Below are 15,533 nucleotides of genomic sequence, written 5' to 3' on the forward strand. Positions count from 1 at the left end.
AATTATTTATTCCATAACATCATAAATTGCAAATATTTAAATTACAACTTATCAATGTATTCATCATGAAATTTATCAAATGTACCTTTTTTAATATTTTCTCTAATAGAAGACATTAATTCTTGATAAAAGTTGATGTTATGTAAGGTTAAAAGTGTAGAACCCAGTATTTCATTCGTATTAAATAGATGATTTAGATAGTTTTTTGAATACCTGTTAAGATTTAGATTTAAACAATTAGGATCAAGAGGCTCATTGTCATTTTTAAATTTATTATTTTTAATATTTATACGACCTTTCCAAGTAAAAGCTAAACCAGTTCTTCCAGATCTCGTAGGCATTACACAATCAAACATATCAACACCCCTCTTGACAGCACCCAGAATATCAGCTGGTGTCCCCACGCCCATTAAATATCTTGGTTTATCATCAGGCATAATATTTTTTAAATCATCTAGAACACTAAACATTTCTTTTTGACTCTCTCCTACTGCAAGACCTCCAATAGCATAGCCATCAAAACCAATTTTGATTAACTCATTAAGAGATTTAGTTCTTAAATCTTTGAATAAACCGCCCTGCACTATTCCAAATAAAGCTTTGTGTGGGTTTAAACCAAAAGCTATTTTAGATCTTTCAGCCCAATATATGGATAGTTCCATAGATTTATTTATTACATCATAATCTGTAGTTTTTTTTGGGCACTCATCCATGATCATAACAATATCTGAGTCTAGCCCTCTTTGAACTCTAATGCTTTCTTCAGGACTTAATATGAATTTTTTACCATCTACATGAGAATTAAACATCGCACCTTTTTCTCTGTCTACTTTGTTTAATTTTGAAAGTGACATAACTTGAAACCCACCTGAATCTGTAAGTATTGGAAGCTTACAATTCATAAACTTGTGAAGTCCCCCTGCAGAAATTATTCTATCCACACCAGGTCTAATCATTAAATGATAGGTGTTAGATAATATTATTTCAGAACCAGTTTTAATAACATCATCAATAAGGCAAGCTTTTACAGTTGCCTGAGTACCAACAGGCATAAAGGCTGGTGTTTGAATGTTTCCTCTATGGGTTTCAATAATGCCAGTTCTGGCAAATTTATGATTTTCGATGACATTAAATTTGAAATTTTTTAATGTCATTGAAATATGTATTAATATTATTTTAAGCTAATAATTTTATCTGGATTAGAAACTGAACCGTTATTATTTTGGTCTCCTCTTTTAATTTTGTCAACTAGCTCCATACCTTCAATAACTTTACCAAAAACAGTATATTGTCTATCTAGAAATGACGCCTCTTTGAAACAAATAAAAAATTGACTATTAGCACTATTTGGATCTTGTGATCTAGCCATAGACAAGGTTCCTCTTTCATGAGGTAAGTCGCTAAATTCTTCTTTAAGATCAGGTAAATCAGAACCACCCATTCCTGCTCTTTTTAAATCAAATTGGTCATTAGAAGAGTTACCAAATTGTACATCACCAGTTTGCGCCATAAAGCCATCAATTACCCTATGAAATACAACACCATCGTATTTTCCATCTTTGGCTAATTGTTTAATTCTTTTAACATGATTTGGGGCAACATCTTCAAAAAGTTCTATTTTAATGTCTCCATCTTTAAGTTTTAAAATCATTATATTCTCCTCTGCGATTATATTGTTGGTTAGTATAAAAAATAAAATTAAAAATTTTGTTATAAATTTATTCATATTTCTCTTTTAAAGACTTTATTGTACTTTTTGTAGTAAATTTTTTTATATCACCTTTTAGTCTCACTATTTCTTTAACAAATCTTGATGAAATAATTTGATTTTCAACATCAGACATTAAAAAAATTGTTTCTATATTGTTATTTAATTTTCTATTCATTCCAGCTAATTGAAATTCATATTCAAAGTCAGATACAGCTCTTAGACCTCTTAAAATAATATTAGATTTGTATTTTTTACATAAATCAGTTGTTAATGATGTAAATGAAATAACTTCGATCCTTTTTTTATCAAATTTTAAATCAACAAATAGAGCTTTTTTAATTAACTGTATTCTTTCAAGTGAATTAAAAAGATAATTTTTATTAGTACCATCAGAAGCAGCAACAATAACTTTATCAAATAACTTTAAAGCTTTTTTTATAACGTCAATATGACCAAAGGTTATTGGGTCAAATGTTCCAGGATATACAGCAACTTTTTTCATTACTCCAAGTTATCATCAATTTTTATTGCCGAAACAACTTTTTCATCACCAGATAATTTGATAATTCTTACACCCTGAGTATTTCTTCCAGCTGTTCTTATCTCTTTAACAGCAACTCTAATTACTCTTCCTTTATTTGTTGAAATCATTACATCATCGCCTTCAATAACTGGAAACGACGAACATATACTACCGTTTCTTGGTGAGTTAATAATTCCAATTATACCCTTACCACCTCTATTGGTAACTCTATATTCATTATTTAAAGTTTTTTTGCCGTATCCATTTTCTGTAATAGATAAAACAAATCTTTCTTCAAACTTTGAATCTTTTTTTGTTTTTTCTTTATTTGCTATTGAGAGAGAAACGATCTCATCGTTAGGTGATAACTCAATACCCTTGATACCTTTAGACGATCTACCCTTAAATATTCGTAGTTTTTTAGATTCAAATCTAATGCATTTACCATTTTTTGTACTTAACATTACATCCTGATCATCCTTACAAATTTCAACACCTACAATTTTGTCATTAGGGTCTAACTTTATTGCAATTTTTCCAGCTGAATTAATTGAAGAAAAGTCTTCTAAACTATTTTTTCTAACTTTGCCTTTTGCAGTTGCAAAAACAATTTGAAGATTTTTCATATCACTCTCATCATCTGGAAACGGCATTATTGAACTGATAGATTGATGATTTTTTAATGGCAAGATGTTGAATAGAGATTTACCTTTTGATGTAGTTGATCCTTCAGGTATTTTCCAAGTTTTAATTTTGTAGACAAGACCTTCTGTTGAAAAGAAAAGAACAGAAGTACGAGTGTTAACTGATAAGGTTTGAACCACAGAATCTTCATCTCTCGTTGTGATCCCAGATTTTCCTTTACCACCTCTTTTTTGTTGTTTGACACTACTTAAAGCTCCTCTTTTAATGTAGCCCTGAAGAGTAACTGTAATAATCACTTCTTCTTTTTGAATAGTCTCTTCAATATCATAGTTTAAAACAGCATCTATAATTTTGGTTCTTCTTGGAACTGCAAATTTTTCTTTGATAGTTTTAAGCTCTTCACTTATTACGTTTAAGAGTTCTTTTTTAGAATTAATTATTTTTTTATAACCTTTAATCAGTTCAGCTAATTTTTTAATTTCTACTTCTATTTCATTAATACCAAGAGCTGTAAGTTTTTGAAGTCTAAGTTCTAAAATAGCAATTACTTGAGGATCGGTTAGTGAATATAAATTTTTTCCCTTCTTATCTTCAACAAGTGAAATTAGCTTTAAAGATTTATTTATTTTCCACTTAGTGCTTAATAATGATTTTTTAGCATCATCAGGAGTTTTTGAAGACCGTATAATTTTTATAATCTTATCTAAGTTCTCAACAGATACTGATAATCCAATAAGGATGTGAGCTCTGTCTTCAGCTTTTTTTAAATCAAACTTAGTTTTTTTGATTACTACATCTTCACGGAATGTTAGGAAATTTGATAAAAATTCTTTTAAATTACAAATTTTAGGTTTGCCGTCAACAATAGCTAAAGTGTTAAAGCCAAAAGAGCTTTCTATAGATGTATTTTTATAAAGTAATCTTTTAATAGTTTCTGGTTCAACACCATTTCTTAAATCAATAGCAACTCTAATCCCTTCTCTGTTAGATTCGTCTCTAATATCTTTTATTCCCTCTATTTTTTTCTCTCTAACAAGTTGGGCAATTCTCTCATTTAAAACTGATTTATTTACCTGATATGGCACAGAAGTTATAACGAGTCTCTCTCTACCATTTTTTTGTGCTTCAACACTAATTTCACCTCTAATTTTAAACGACCCACGACCCACATTATATCCAGCTTTAATAATTTCTTTTCCTATAATAACGCCACCTGTAGGGAAATCTGGTCCAGGTATATGCTTCATTAATTCTTTAATCTTAATATCTTTATTTTCAATTAAAGCTAATGTTCCATTTATAATTTCACCTAAATTATGTGGAGGAATACTTGTTGCCATTCCAACCGCAATACCACCTGCACCGTTTACTAGTAAATTAGGATATTGAGCAGGTAAAACTGTTGGTTCTTTTTCAGTTTCATCATAATTACTTTTATAATCGACAGTATTTTTTTCTATGTCATCAATTAAGTATTGAGAAACTTTTGCTAATCTTGTTTCAGTATACCTCATTGCTGCAGCAGGATCTCCATCAATAGATCCAAAATTACCTTGGCCTTGAACAAGAGGTAAACTCATAGAAAAATCTTGAACCATTCTGACAAGAGCGTCATAAACAGATTGATCTCCATGCGGGTGATATTTACCAATAACATCCCCAACTATTCTTGCAGATTTTCTAAATTGTTTTGACCAATCGTAGCCACCTTTATACATGGCAAATAATATTCTTCTGTGAACTGGTTTAAGTCCATCTCTGACATCAGGAAGAGCCCTACTCACAATTACACTCATTGCATATGACAAATAAGATGAGCTCATCTCATCATGCATTGAGATAAGTTTAATATTTTTGTCTTTAGGTATATCTGTGTCTTTCATAGAAACTAAAATGGAATTTCGTCATCCATATCATTAGGGGCTTGGGGGCTATCATCAGGATTGCTAGCAACAGCTTGCGAATTGTCATTTTGAATACCACCACCGCCAGTGTTTCCACCACCCAACATAGTAAGTGAAGAATTGTATCCTTGAATTACAATTTCAGTTGAATACTTGTCTTGACCAGATTGTTCATCTTTCCATTTTCTAGTCGTTATCTGTCCCTCAACATAAATTTGAGCACCTTTTTTCAAATATTGCTGAACAACATTAACTAACCCTTCATTAAATACAACTATTCGGTGCCATTCTGTTTTTTCTTTTTTTTCGCCAGTTGCTTTATCTTTCCAAGATTGGCTAGTAGCTAAACTTAAGGTAGCAAGACTTTTGCCATTCGACATTTGTTTGATTTCTGGGTCTGCGCCTAAACGCCCAATTAATAATACTTTATTTAAACTTCCAGCCATAATATTTATAATTCTTTATTTATTTAATTAATTTTATATCACAATACAAACTCATTATTAATTTTATTAATTTAAAGCAACTAAAATTATGATTAAAAAGATAGTTATTAAGGGTGCAAAAGAGCATAACTTAAAGAATGTTTCAGTAGAAATACCTAAAGATCAGTTTGTTGTAATTACTGGTCTTTCTGGTTCAGGAAAATCCTCATTAGCATTTGACACTGTCTATGCCGAAGGACAAAGAAGATACGTTGAAAGTTTATCAGCTTATGCTCGTCAATTTTTAGATAAAATGAAAAAACCAAATGTTGATCTTATCGAGGGATTAAGTCCAGCTATAGCCATAGAGCAAAAAAATACATCTAAAAATCCAAGATCAACTGTTGCAACAGTCACTGAAATTTATGACTATATGAGAGTGTTGTATGCGAGGGCTGGTGTTCCCTACTCACCATTCACAGGAAAGCCAATTACATCACAAACAATAACCCAAATCGTTGATTTGATTAAAAAATTACCAAAAAAATCTACAATTTATATTTTTGCTCCTGTGGTTAGAGGTCGTAAGGGTGAGTATAGAAAAGATATTTTAAGTTATAAAAGAAGAGGTTTTAGAAAAATTAAAATTGATGAAGTCATATATGAAATAGATAATGCACCTAATTTAGATAAAAAACTCAAGCATGACATATCTGTTTTAGTTGATAGAATTGTCTTGAATTCTAACCTTGGTAATAGACTTGCTGAAAGTATTGAGACAGCTGTAAATTTATCAAATGGATTGGTATTTGTTGAGTACGAAGATGAAACATTACCACAAAAATTTAGAAAAATTGAAAAATTAATTTATTCTACAAAATTTGCTTGTCCAGAAAGTGGTTTTACAATTGAAGAGATTGAGCCAAGACTTTTTTCTTTTAATAGTCCTTACGGAGCGTGCGCAGAATGTGAGGGTATAGGTATTAAATTGAATGTAGATCCAAATTTAGTAGTTCCTGATGAGAAAAAAAGTATAGCTGATGGTGCTATAGAACCATGGGCCAAATCAACAACATTATATTACGCTCAAACCTTAGCCTCTATTGCTAAACATTATGGAATTTCTTTAGATGAGAGATGGAAAAAACTTCCAAAAAAATTTAGAGATGTAATATTGTTTGGATCGGATGAAGAAGAAATTAAGTTTGTTTATGATGATGGTTATGAAAAATATTCTCATAAAAAAACTTTTGAAGGTGTAATAAATAATCTTGAAAGAAGATTTCTTGAATCTGACAGTGAATGGAAAAGAGAAGCGATAGCTGAATACCAATCTGATTCTGCTTGTGAAGGATGTAACGGTAATAGATTAAAAGAAGAAGCTTTATGTGTTAAAATTGATAATCAGAATATAAGCGAAGTAACTAAAAAATCTATTCTAGATGCAGCTAAATGGTTCAAAGGTTTAGAGCAAAACCTTGATAAACGACAATTTAAGATAGCAGAACATATTTTAAAAGAAATTAATGAAAGACTAACGTTCCTTTTAAATGTTGGGCTTGAATATTTAACATTATCAAGAGAGTCAGGTACTCTTTCTGGGGGTGAGGCTCAAAGAATAAGACTCGCATCACAAATTGGTTCTGGATTAACTGGTGTATTATATGTTCTTGATGAACCTTCTATTGGATTGCATCAAAAAGATAATGTTAAATTAATAAATGCATTAAAAAGACTTAGAGATTTAGGTAACACTGTAATTGTTGTTGAGCATGATACGGAAACTATGGAAAATGCAGATCATATAATAGATATGGGTCCAGAAGCTGGAACTAATGGTGGTGAAATAATTGCACAAGGCACTTATGATGAAATACTAAAAAATAAAAACAGTATCACTGGTCAATACTTGTCTCATAAAAAATATATAGAAATTCCAAGAACTAGAAGGCTTGCAAAAAATGGAAGGTTTGTTGAAATTAATGGTGCTAGTGGAAATAATTTGAATAACGTTAATCTTAAAATTCCAACAGGAAGTTTTACTTGTGTAACAGGTGTTTCTGGTAGTGGTAAATCTACACTAATATTACAAACGTTATATCATGCACTAAATTTAACCTTGAATAACAAAGCTAGAAAAGTTCCTAAAGAGTTTAAGAGTTATAAGGGTGTAGAGCTTATAGATAAGATAATAGATATAGATCAGTCTCCTATTGGAAGAACACCTAGATCAAACCCAGCAACTTATACAGGAGCTTTTGGCCCCATTAGAGATTGGTTTACAGCACTACCAGAGTCAAAAACAAGAGGATATAAACCAGGCAGATTTTCTTTTAATGTTAAAGGTGGAAGATGTGAAGCTTGTGAAGGTGATGGTGTAATTACATACGAGATGCACTTCTTACCTGATGTTTATATACAGTGTGATGAATGCAAGGGAACTAGGTATAATAGAGAAACTCTTGAGATAAAATTTAAAGATAAAAGTATTGCCGATGTATTGGATATGTCTGTAGACGAGGGATGTGAGTATTTCGAAAATATTTCAAATATTAAAACAAAACTATTAACACTAAAAAAAGTAGGTCTTGGGTATATAAAGATTGGACAGCAAGCAACAACACTATCTGGTGGTGAAGCTCAACGTATTAAATTAGCAAAGGAATTATCAAAAAGATCTACAGGAAGAACCATGTACATATTAGATGAACCAACAACGGGTCTTCATCAGCATGATATTAAAAAACTACTAGAAATACTTCATACATTTGTAGCTCTAGGAAATACAGTTGTTGTTATTGAGCATAATTTGGATGTAATTAAAACAGCTGACTATATTGTGGACATGGGTCCTGAAGGGGGTGTCAAAGGTGGAAATATTATCGCAGAGGGCAAACCTGAGGATATTATCAAAATAAAAGGTAGCTATACTGGGGAATTCTTAAAGCCTATGCTGGAAGAAAAATTTAAAAAGAAGTTAAAGATTTAAACAATTAGTGTATAAGTGATTCTAATTATGGGCAATTTACTATCATCTTTACCAAAAACAATTCATGCATCATTAGCTTTAGCAATAATTTTTTTTCTAGGGTTATTTTATGGTAATGGTGGTTTTGATTTTGATACAATTTTTTGGAGTTGGTTAACAAGATTTATTCATGTAACGGTTGCTATAATGTGGATTGGTTTGCTTTGGTATTTTAACTTTGTACAAATTCCAAATATGCCAAAAATCCCTGACGAACAAAAACCTGCTATAGGTAAAGTTATTGCTCCAGCTGCATTGTTTTATTTTAGATACGCTGCATTACTGACAGTTCTGTCAGGATTAATTTTAGCTTATCTGAATGGTTATTTACACGATGCTATGACATTAGGTGGTGGTGGAAAAAATACAGCTATAGGTATTGGGATGTGGCTTGGTTTATATATGGCTTATAATGTTTGGTTTATAATTTGGCCAAATCAAAAAAGAGCATTAGGTATGGTTGAGTGTGAACCTGATGTTAAAGCAAAATCAGCAAGAACAGCGATGTTGTTTTCAAGAACAAATACTCTTTTATCGATACCAATGTTACTTTCAATGGTAGCAGCTCAAAATCTTTATTAAATCTACTCTGTATCTTCTTTTAAGATTGTTTTTTGTGAAACTCTAAGTTTTACAAGTATAGGATTAGCTATATAAATTGAAGAATAGGTACCAAAAATAACACCCATTATCATGGCTAAAGAAAAACCTTTTAATATTTCTCCACCAAATAAATATATTGAAACTAAAGCAAGCAATGTTGTGGCTGATGTAATTATAGTTCTGGAAAGAGTTTCATTGATTGAGATATTTGTAAGTTCATAAATCTTGATATCAGAAAACTTTCTTAAATTTTCCCTAACTCTGTCGTAAATAACAACAGTATCGTTCATTGAATAGCCAACTATAGTTAAAACGGCTGCAACTATTGATAGATTTATTTCTAGACTGAATAGCGAGAAAAGACCTAGTGTTATAATGACATCATGGAATAAGGCCAAAATAGCACCTAAACTAAATTGCCATTCGAATCTTATCCATATGTAAAATAACATTGCGGCTAGAGATAGTGCAATTGCAATAATACCAGACTTTAATAATTCAGAGCTTACTTTCGGACCTACATTTTCAACTCTTCTGAAATTAAAAGAGCCTCCCAAAGAAGATGTTAAATCTTTTTTAATAACCTCTATAGCGTTTGCACTTGTATCTTTTTTCTCTATCTTAATTAAAAAATCATTTTCATTACCAAATTTTTTAACATTAAAATCTCCTAAATTCATTTTATTAAAAGATTGTCTTAAAGAAGTGACATTAATACTTTTATCATTAGACCTTAGTTCTATTAAGGTTCCACCTTTAAAATCTACACCAAAATTAAGTCCTTTAAAAAATAACAATAGAACAGATGCAACGACTAGACTTAAAGAGATAAGGTTAAATAGTTTATAAAATTTATTAAAATTAATCATTTATATTAGGTTAGTTTTTTCTTTATTTCTTACCACGTAAAGACCAGTAAGCATTCTTGCAATGAAATAAACTGAAAACAGTGTAGTAAAAATTCCTACAGCTAAGGTCACAGAGAAACCTTTAACAGGTCCGGAGCCCATAAAGAATAAGATTACAGCTGCAATTAATGTAGTTATATTTGCATCTATAATTGCAGTTTTTGATTTTACATAACCTGTATCAAAAGCTATTATATTATTTTTTTCTTTCTTGCATTCTTCTTTAATTCTTTCAAAAATTAATACATTAGCGTCAACTGCCATACCTACTGTTAAAATGATACCTGCTATTCCAGGAAGAGTTAATGTTGCTTCAAATAAAGTTAAAATACCAACTAAAAAGAATAAGTTAATTAGTAGCGTTATATTAGCAATTAGACCAAATATTTTGTATTTAAAAAACATAAAAATTATAACTAATAAAAAACCAATCATAAGAGCAATAACTCCAGCATTAATTGAGTCTTGACCAAGGTCAGGTCCTACTGTTCTTTCTTCAATTATATTAAGTGGAGCTGGTAATGCTCCCGATCTTAATAGTAGAGCTAAGTCTGTTGCAGATTGGAACGTAAAATTTCCACTGATCTGGCCATTTCCACTTGCTATAGTATCTCTAATTACTGGAGCACTAACAATTTTACCATCTAGAACGATAGCCAATTGCTTGCCAACACCGGTACTAGTTGCTTTACCAAATCTTTTAGCCCCCACTCTATCAAGAGTAAATGATACTACTGTTTCGTTTGTTTGATTATTCATTTGTGGTTGAGCATCCAATAAATTCTCACCATTTAAGATTATTCTTTTACTAACCATTGCTTCGCTAGTTCCATCTTCAAACTGAAGTATTTCAGTTCCAAAAGTATCATTACTATTTTGAGAAACAAATCTAAATGTCAAATTTGCAGTTTTTCCTAAAAGTGACTTTATACGCATGGGATCATCAAGACCAGGAAGCTCGACTAAAATTCTATTATTACCTCTTTTTAATATATTGGGTTCATTAGTACCAACCTCGTCAACTCTTCTTCTAACTATTTCTATAGCTTGATCTTGTGAAGATGTTTTAATTTCAATAAGTCCATACTTTGAAAGAGCTAAAGTAAATTCATTATCTTGAATATTTACATCAAACTGATGTGATTTATATTGAAAATAATAAGGGTTAATATCGCTTTCCTTATCAAGAAAAAAAGATTCAACTAATTGAGCATTATCATTGGAAACATTAAATATTATTTTCTTATTTTCTATTCTCAGATCGTTAAAAGTTATTTTCTTATCTTTTAAAAAATTTCTAATAACAGTTGTTGTATTTTGTAATTTTTGAATTTCTACAGGTCCATTATCAATCTCAAGTAAAAGATATGAACCGCCCTGTAAATCTAAACCTAGATTTATCTTTTTTGAAATAAAGCTATCTTCAGAGTTCTGAAAATTTGATGCAGCGATAAAAATAAAAAAAATAGATACTAATGAAACTAAGGTAATTCTTAATTTAGAAAAGTATAACACTTTAGTTAAATGTTATTTTTTTACTTCAGGGGAGTTAAGTAATCCTTGGATGCCTGTAGATTTGATAATTTCAACTTTAACGTTGTCAGCAATTTGCACTTCAACTTTTTCATTATCAATAATTCTTTCAACTGTCCCAATAATACCAGCAGATGTTACAACCTTGTCTCCTCTTGATAAGTTTTCTACCATGGCTTTATGCTCTTTAACTTTCTTTTGTTGAGGTCTTATTAAAAAAAAGTAAAAAATAACAAAAATTAAAATTAGTGGTATAAATTGTCCTATTCCTGAATTCATTTTTCTCCTTGATTAAAGTGAATACTTACAACATCTATTAAATTAAAACAACTTTAAATCTTATTGATTTTCTCAATATTATTCATGTAAGGCCTTAAAACTTCAGGTACAATAATAGATCCATCTTCTTGTTGATAATTTTCTAATATAGCAACTAATGTTCTACCAACTGCTAAACCACTCCCATTTAAGGTTCCAACAAGGACAGTTTCATTTTTTTCGTTTTTATATCTAGCTTTCATTCTTCTTGCTTGAAACGATCCACATGAAGAACAGCTTGAGATTTCTCTATATTTATCCTCAGATGGAAGCCACACCTCAATATCAAAAGTTTTTTCAGCACTAAACCCCATATCACCAGTACACAAAACTATTTTTCTATATGGAAGTTTTAGTAAATCTAAAATTTTAGTTGCACAATCAGTCATTCTATCGAGTTCTGGTAAACACTTATCAGCCTCAACAATACTCACCATTTCAACTTTGTAAAATTGGTGCTGTCTAATCATGCCTTTTGTATCTTTACCATAACTACCTGCTTCTTTTCTAAAACATGGAGTTGAAGCAACCATTCGCATTGGAAGTTTTTTTTTATCAATAATTTGATCTTTTACAATATTGGTTAAAATAACTTCAGCAGTTGGAATTAAAAACTTTCTGTCAGTAGAATCATCTAATTTAAGTTCAAACTGATCATTATCAAATTTAGGTAATTGTCCTGTACCATACATAGTAGCATCTGTTGCAATTAGTGGCGGTGATATCTCTTCATAACCATTAGTATTGACATGTGTATCAAGCATAAAATTTGATAAAGCTCTTTCTAACAAGGCCAATTTATCTTTTACAAAAACAAACCTAGAGCCAGTAGTTTTTGTTGCTAGATCAAAATCAAGCATTTTTAAGTTTTCACCTAATTCATAATGAGATTTAGGCTTAAATGTAAAATTATGTATTGTTCCTGATTTAGAAATTTCTATATTTGAATTTTCATCTTTACCTGTAGGAACGTCAGAATGAGGTATATTTGGTATTGATGATAAAATAGTTTCTAATTGATTTTTAACATTAGTTTGTAATTTATTAATATTATCTATTTCAGATGAAATTTTTTTAGATTTTTCAAAAAGTGACTGATCTTTAGACTTTGAAATATCTTTTTTTTCTTTTTCAAGCAGTTCTCTTTGTTGGATATATTCTCTATTGTTCTCATCCAATGATAAAATCTTATCGACATCTATATCAAGGAATCTTTTATTTAAAGCTTTTTTAAAAGCCTCAATATCATTTCTAATTTCTTTTATATTATGCATTTTTTTTATTTTTCTTATCAATAATGTTTACAGAAAATATAGATAATTCATATAAAATCAATAATGGTATTGCTAGTCCAATTTGAGTTATAGGATCAGGTGGTGTTAATAATGCAGCTGCTGCAAAAATCATTACAACAACATATTTTCTTTTTTCTCTAAGAAACTTAGCATTAACTATGCCAACTCTAGCTAACAAACTAAGAACAACTGGTAGCTGAAAACTTATACCAAATGCAAAAATTAATTTCATTACAAGTGAAAGATATTCACTAACTTTTGCTTCCAATTGGATGGGTAATCCTGTTGAGGCCCCTGTACTTTCGAAAGAGAGAAAAAACTTTATGGCTAGTGGCATTATTAAATAATAAACAAGCATTCCTCCTAGAAAAAATAATATAGGAGTTAAAACTAGATAAGGAACGATTGCAATTTTTTCATGCTTATAGAGCCCTGGTGCAATAAATTTCCATATTTGTACCAATATATAGGGACAAGTAACAAAGAATGCTGCAAAAAAGGAAACCTTTAAGTATGTTAAAAATGTTTCCTGTAAAGCTGTAAAAATTAATCTTCTATCAGTTCCACTTTCATTAACCGCTTTAGCAAAAGGCTCAACTAAAAATCCATAGAGATGTTCTGAAAAAAAATAACATCCAATAAAAAAGATAAACAAAAAAATAAAAGAATGAATTAATCTTTTTCTGAGTTCAGTTAAATGACTTACAAAGCCACCTTCATTTTCAGATTTTGTCATTATCTTTTTTTTCTTCTATAGGTTTTTCTATTTCATTAGAATTAATATCAAGGTCAGCTACCTCATTTTGTATATTGCTAATATATCTTTTTGTGGTTCCAATCCATGAACCAACTTTTTTTAACATATGTGGAAAATCTTTTGGTCCAATAACAATGATTGCAACAGCTACTACTATTAAAATCTCAAACCAGCCAATAGTGGGCATTTAATTTATTCTTTGTCTTTGCTGTCTTGATTATTTTCTGAAACATTTTTAGGCTCAGGTTCAGACTCATCAGTAATATCTGTAGCCATACCTTTTTTAAAACTTTTTATACCTTTGGCTACATCGCCCATTAAACTAGAAATTTTACCTCTACCAAATAAAAGGACAACTAAGATTACTACAATTGCTATTTGCCAAATTCCAATGCTCATAATATTTTATACCTCTTTTAAATTTAATTTTAAAGTAACATTTTACTTTTCTTCTTCTGGACTAAGTGTTCCACCCAGCATCTCATCGATATTTTCATAAATATCTTCTTTTTTCTCTACTTGTTTCTCTTTGTAAAATTTACCAGTACCAAATATTGCATTATCTATATTTGTACTATCAATCAGACCTGCAGATCCTAATTCATCAACCGTAGGTAAATCTGATAACTTCTGAAGACTAAAATGACTTAAGAAATCATCAGTAGTTCCATACTGAATTGGTTTACCAGGTACATCTTTACGGCCCTGTGGTTTTACCCAATTAAGTTCCATTAAAATTTCAAGTGTATTCGTTCCAAAAGCAACACCTCTAATTTCTTCTATTTCAGCTCTAGTAACAGGTTGGTGATAAACAATTATAGCTAATGTTTCAACTGCAGCTCGAGATAGTTTTTTTTCTACAGTTTTTTCTTGAGACATAAGGTTTGATAAATTTTCAGAAGTTCTAAAAGACCATCTCTTAGAAATACAAACTAAATTAATTCCTCTTGATGAGTATTCTTTTTGAAGTTTCTCTAATGATTTTAAAACATCAATTTTTTTTGAAATTTTAGATTCAATGGTGTCAATATCTAATGGTTCAGCAGCAGCAAAAACTATTGCTTCAACTTCTCTTTCACCAGCATTCATTTTTGATGGGAAAGTAACTATATTGTCATTTGTATTTTTTTTTATTTTTGTCATTTTAGTTCTTTAATATAAATATCATCAAATAAGTTTTCTTGCTTTATAGTTAGATTCCCCTCTTTAACCAGCTCTAAGGAACCAGCAAAAATTCCTGCTTTACCTGTTCTTTTATATTTTGAACTATTCTTAAATGAAGGTGGTATTAATTCATTAATATTCCTCCAATCAATTAACTTACCAAAAAATTCTTTTATTCTTTTTATACCATCTTCAGTAGTAAAAACTGGAAGTTTAGGAATATTCATCCTTTGAAAATCTTTAGTCATAATAATTGATGAATAAGATTTTAATAGTTCGTAAAGATTTAGTCTATATTCAGTACTATATATAGATCTTATGTTTCCTTTAATTCCTCTAACTCTTATTTCTCTACCAAGTCTTTTTCTTTTTAACATTTGGTCAGAAAGTAATCTAATCAACTCTAATTTTTTTAATTGCAATTTTAATTTTTCAGCAACTTCTAAAACTTTAAATTCTTCTTCTGGATTTCCTGGCAACAAAAGTTTTGATTTAAGATAAGTTAACCAGGTAGCCATCAATAAATATTCTGATGCTGACTCTAGGTTAAGATTTTTTTCGTTAGTAATATAATTATGAAATTGATCAGCCAGTAATGTTATTGAAATATCTTCAAGGTTAACCTTTTGAGCTTTTGCCAAATCCAATAAAACATCAAGCGGGCCGTTATAATTATCAAGATCTACATTAAAATTTTTAGAATCGGTGTCAGACATAAT

Annotated in this window: 16 protein-coding genes; 2 read left to right on the forward strand and 14 right to left on the reverse strand. The window is 30.0% G+C overall.

Annotated elements, in window-relative coordinates; genetic code table 11:
• Positions 1 to 41: 41 nt before the first annotated feature.
• From tgt to ssb, 5 genes are read right to left on the reverse strand one after another with little or no spacing between them, the layout of a single operon-like run.
• Entirely contained in the window at positions 42 to 1,154 is a 1,113-nt protein-coding gene (gene tgt / locus ABXT39_RS03375) for a tRNA guanosine(34) transglycosylase Tgt (protein WP_415295854.1), read from the reverse strand.
• A 17-nt stretch (positions 1,155 to 1,171) separates the two neighbouring features.
• Positions 1,172 to 1,726 carry a peptidylprolyl isomerase gene (locus tag ABXT39_RS03380; RefSeq protein ID WP_415295855.1) on the reverse strand — a complete coding sequence of 185 codons (555 nt, stop codon included), beginning with the start codon at positions 1,724 to 1,726 and terminating at the stop codon, positions 1,172 to 1,174.
• Complete coding sequence (gene coaD, locus ABXT39_RS03385; protein WP_415295856.1) at positions 1,719 to 2,213, reverse strand: pantetheine-phosphate adenylyltransferase; 495 nt, start codon at positions 2,211 to 2,213, stop codon at positions 1,719 to 1,721. Before coaD ends, ABXT39_RS03380 begins: the two co-directional genes overlap by 8 nt.
• A complete protein-coding gene (gyrA, locus tag ABXT39_RS03390) occupies positions 2,213 to 4,762 on the reverse strand; it encodes a DNA gyrase subunit A (RefSeq protein WP_415295857.1) in 2,550 nt (849 codons plus the stop codon). Before gyrA ends, coaD begins: the two co-directional genes overlap by 1 nt.
• A gap of 5 nt (positions 4,763 to 4,767) precedes the next feature.
• Positions 4,768 to 5,229 (reverse strand): single-stranded DNA-binding protein, encoded by a 462-nt coding sequence (gene ssb / locus ABXT39_RS03395; protein ID WP_415287056.1) that lies wholly within the window; start codon positions 5,227 to 5,229, stop codon positions 4,768 to 4,770.
• Between the two features lie 88 nt (positions 5,230 to 5,317).
• Here ssb and uvrA point away from each other — a divergent pair, with 88 nt between their 5' ends.
• Together uvrA and ABXT39_RS03405 are read left to right on the forward strand one after the other, a co-directional pair.
• Entirely contained in the window at positions 5,318 to 8,197 is a 2,880-nt protein-coding gene (uvrA, locus tag ABXT39_RS03400) for an excinuclease ABC subunit UvrA (protein ID WP_415279085.1), read from the forward strand.
• Between the two features lie 27 nt (positions 8,198 to 8,224).
• The gene (locus tag ABXT39_RS03405) at positions 8,225 to 8,818 is read left to right on the forward strand and encodes a urate hydroxylase PuuD (RefSeq protein ID WP_415295858.1); all 594 of its coding nucleotides are present in this window, start codon (positions 8,225 to 8,227) and stop codon (positions 8,816 to 8,818) included.
• 2 nt (positions 8,819 to 8,820) lie between these two features.
• Here ABXT39_RS03405 and secF read toward each other — a convergent pair whose 3' ends face one another.
• Genes secF through ABXT39_RS03450 form a run of 9 tightly spaced genes read right to left on the reverse strand, consistent with a single transcriptional unit; the run spans position 8,821 to position 15,530 of the window.
• Entirely contained in the window at positions 8,821 to 9,708 is an 888-nt protein-coding gene (gene secF, locus ABXT39_RS03410) for a protein translocase subunit SecF (protein WP_415295859.1), read from the reverse strand.
• Positions 9,709 to 11,262, reverse strand: a complete 1,554-nt coding sequence (gene secD, locus ABXT39_RS03415) for a protein translocase subunit SecD (protein WP_415295860.1) — start codon at positions 11,260 to 11,262, stop codon at positions 9,709 to 9,711.
• A 12-nt stretch (positions 11,263 to 11,274) separates the two neighbouring features.
• A complete protein-coding gene (gene yajC / locus ABXT39_RS03420; RefSeq protein WP_415295861.1) occupies positions 11,275 to 11,559 on the reverse strand; it encodes a preprotein translocase subunit YajC in 285 nt (94 codons plus the stop codon).
• A 53-nt stretch (positions 11,560 to 11,612) separates the two neighbouring features.
• Positions 11,613 to 12,872, reverse strand: a complete 1,260-nt coding sequence (gene serS, locus ABXT39_RS03425) for a serine--tRNA ligase (RefSeq protein ID WP_415295862.1) — start codon at positions 12,870 to 12,872, stop codon at positions 11,613 to 11,615.
• Complete coding sequence (gene tatC / locus ABXT39_RS03430) at positions 12,865 to 13,629, reverse strand: twin-arginine translocase subunit TatC (protein ID WP_415276262.1); 765 nt, start codon at positions 13,627 to 13,629, stop codon at positions 12,865 to 12,867. Before tatC ends, serS begins: the two co-directional genes overlap by 8 nt.
• Positions 13,616 to 13,837 (reverse strand): Sec-independent protein translocase protein TatB, encoded by a 222-nt coding sequence (gene tatB / locus ABXT39_RS03435; RefSeq protein WP_415272397.1) that lies wholly within the window; start codon positions 13,835 to 13,837, stop codon positions 13,616 to 13,618. The genes tatC and tatB overlap by 14 nt, the downstream gene beginning before the upstream one ends.
• A gap of 5 nt (positions 13,838 to 13,842) precedes the next feature.
• Positions 13,843 to 14,049 (reverse strand): twin-arginine translocase TatA/TatE family subunit, encoded by a 207-nt coding sequence (gene tatA / locus ABXT39_RS03440; protein WP_271505205.1) that lies wholly within the window; start codon positions 14,047 to 14,049, stop codon positions 13,843 to 13,845.
• 42 nt (positions 14,050 to 14,091) lie between these two features.
• Complete coding sequence (gene scpB, locus ABXT39_RS03445) at positions 14,092 to 14,793, reverse strand: SMC-Scp complex subunit ScpB (RefSeq protein WP_415295863.1); 702 nt, start codon at positions 14,791 to 14,793, stop codon at positions 14,092 to 14,094.
• On the reverse strand, positions 14,790 to 15,530 hold the full coding sequence (locus ABXT39_RS03450) for a segregation and condensation protein A (protein ID WP_415295864.1): 741 nt from the start codon (positions 15,528 to 15,530) through the stop codon (positions 14,790 to 14,792). The genes scpB and ABXT39_RS03450 overlap by 4 nt, the downstream gene beginning before the upstream one ends.
• Between the last annotated feature and the right edge of the window lie 3 nt (positions 15,531 to 15,533).

Origin of the sequence: Candidatus Pelagibacter sp. Uisw_113 (assembly GCF_047717815.1) — a bacterium.
GTDB lineage: Bacteria > Pseudomonadota > Alphaproteobacteria > Pelagibacterales > Pelagibacteraceae > Pelagibacter.